Here is a 1,935-nt window from a genome sequence, read left to right as displayed (position 1 = left end):
AGAAGCCGTTGTTGTATCGATCACGGTGGACACGGGTTCGACTGAGGAAACTCGGTCGGGCGATCTTGTCGCCCGCCGTGCATGAAGACAGGGCCTCTGGTGCAGCTCGGGTTTGTCGAAGACCATGAGCGCGCCAGGAGGCCCTGTTGTCGCAGTTGTACGTCCTGAAGCCTGCTGGCTCCAACTCCGCGGCTCGTACGTGTGACTGTCTCGCTCATCGGTTCGGGAACGCCGGGGACCGGCCGTACAGGCGGCCGAGGTATCCGTCCGACATGAGCGATGCGGAGTGGGTGGTCGTGCGCGACGCGATGCCCGTGCCGGGGTGGCTGGAGGGGAGGGGCGGTCAGCCGGAGGGCTATTGCCACCGGCAGATGGTGGACGCGGTGCGCTATCTGGTCGCCGGCGGCATCACCTGGAGGGCGATGCCAGCGGACTTTCCCGCCTGGGACCGCGTCTACGCGTTCTTCCGGCGCTGGAGGAACAACGGCCTGGTCGCCGAGTTCCACGACCGGCTGCGGGACCGGGTCCGCGAGGCCGCCGACCGGGATCCGGAGCCGACCGCGGGCATCATCGACGCGCAGTCGGTGAAGGCGGCCACGTCGGTGCCGGCGGCGACGCGGGGGTTCGACGGCGGGAAGAAGGTGAACGGCCGCAAGAGGCACATCGTGGTGGATACCCTCGGACTGTTGCTGGTCGTGGTGGTGACCGCGGCTTCGGTCACCGACCGCGAGGCAGGGCGGACACTGCTGGAGCGGCTGCGCGAGCGGCATTGGCGTATCACGCTGGTGTGGGCCGACGGCGGCTACACCGGGCGCCTGGTCGATCTTGCCCGCGATGTTCTGCGGATCGCGCTGAGCGTGGTCAAACGCAGCGACGGCACGACGGGCTTCATGGTGCTGCCGAAAAGGTGGCTGGTCGAGCGAACGTTTGCGTGGCTGATGCGCTCACGCCGTCTCGCCCGCGACTACGAGGGCCGCACCGACACTTCGGAAGCGATGATCCGGTGGTCGATGAGCATGGTCATGAGCGGCCGGCTTGCCAAGCAGCCACGCTGATTCAGGACAGGGGTTCGTAGAACGGGCGGTCGGGCGCCCAGTTGCGTGAACACACCGTCACGTCCTCGCCCCTGAGATACGCCAGCAGCCATTCGCCGAACGTCATCTCGTGGAGAGTCCAGGCCGGGCTGTCGAACTCCTGGACGACGACGCGCCAGGGCGACGAAGCATTGTCCGGAACGCGAAGGAAGACCGCCTCGCCCGTCGTGGCCGTCGCCACCGGCATCAACTCCCCGGGACCAGCTCCTGCCGGACTGGGCAGGAACTCCGTCATGTCCTCCTCCCGCCAGAGCTCGAGATTCTCTCTGATGCTTCTTCCCAGGTTGTGCAGAAGATGGCCGGCGGGGTGGTCCAGATAGAGCTGGCTGTTGATCTTGATCGAGCCGTAGGCGTTCACGATCTCGCGGAAGTCGGCGGGGAACTCGATACCGAACTCCCGCTCCATTTCGGCCCACGGCGCCGGATCCGACCAGTTGAACCGGGGCTGGCCCAACAGGGCTTCGACCTCCGAGAGCGTCGCCACCACCGATCCCCTTCCCCCGGGTTCCGGGCGTCCCGGCCGGAACCCCGCCCCGGTAGCCTACGAGCCGCCGACCCCACTGGCGACCACGCTGAACGCCCCCGGACGCGCCTCGGCCAGCCAGCCCCGTGCGACCAGGCGCTTCGCTTTCGACCGCACCCCCTCCACCTTCGCGGGAACCGCCTCCAACCCGAGCGCCACTGCCAACTGCCGACAGTCCATCGCCTCCCCGCCCGACCCGCCTCCACCGGCCAGGACATCCACGAGTCGGCGGTAGTCCGGCGCCAGCACCCCGGCATCGAGGCCGTCCCTCCACACAGGCACGACCGAACCCGGCACGGCTGCAGCGGTCCGCACCGG

General features: G+C 68.3%; 3 protein-coding genes. 1 reads left to right on the top strand and 2 read right to left on the bottom strand.

Annotation, left to right across the window (positions count from 1 at the left end; genetic code table 11):
* Positions 1 to 272: 272 nt before the first annotated feature.
* The gene (locus ACIOHG_RS37735; RefSeq protein ID WP_400958183.1) at positions 273 to 1,055 is read left to right on the top strand and encodes an IS5 family transposase; all 783 of its coding nucleotides are present in this window, start codon (positions 273 to 275) and stop codon (positions 1,053 to 1,055) included.
* 1 nt (position 1,056) lies between these two features.
* On the opposite strand, the gene ACIOHG_RS37730 is transcribed toward ACIOHG_RS37735, so the two are convergent.
* Together ACIOHG_RS37730 and ACIOHG_RS37725 are read right to left on the bottom strand one after the other, a co-directional pair.
* Positions 1,057 to 1,578, bottom strand: coding sequence for an SMI1/KNR4 family protein (locus tag ACIOHG_RS37730; protein WP_400958181.1), 522 nt, complete (start codon positions 1,576 to 1,578; stop codon positions 1,057 to 1,059).
* Positions 1,579 to 1,635: 57 nt separating this feature from the next.
* The coding region (locus ACIOHG_RS37725) for a hypothetical protein (RefSeq protein ID WP_400958179.1) at positions 1,636 to 1,935 on the bottom strand (300 nt) is incomplete at its 5' end.

The organism is Kitasatospora sp. NPDC088134, from assembly GCF_044741705.1.
Taxonomy (GTDB): domain Bacteria; phylum Actinomycetota; class Actinomycetes; order Streptomycetales; family Streptomycetaceae; genus Kitasatospora.
This window is presented reverse-complemented; position numbering and strand designations above follow the sequence as displayed.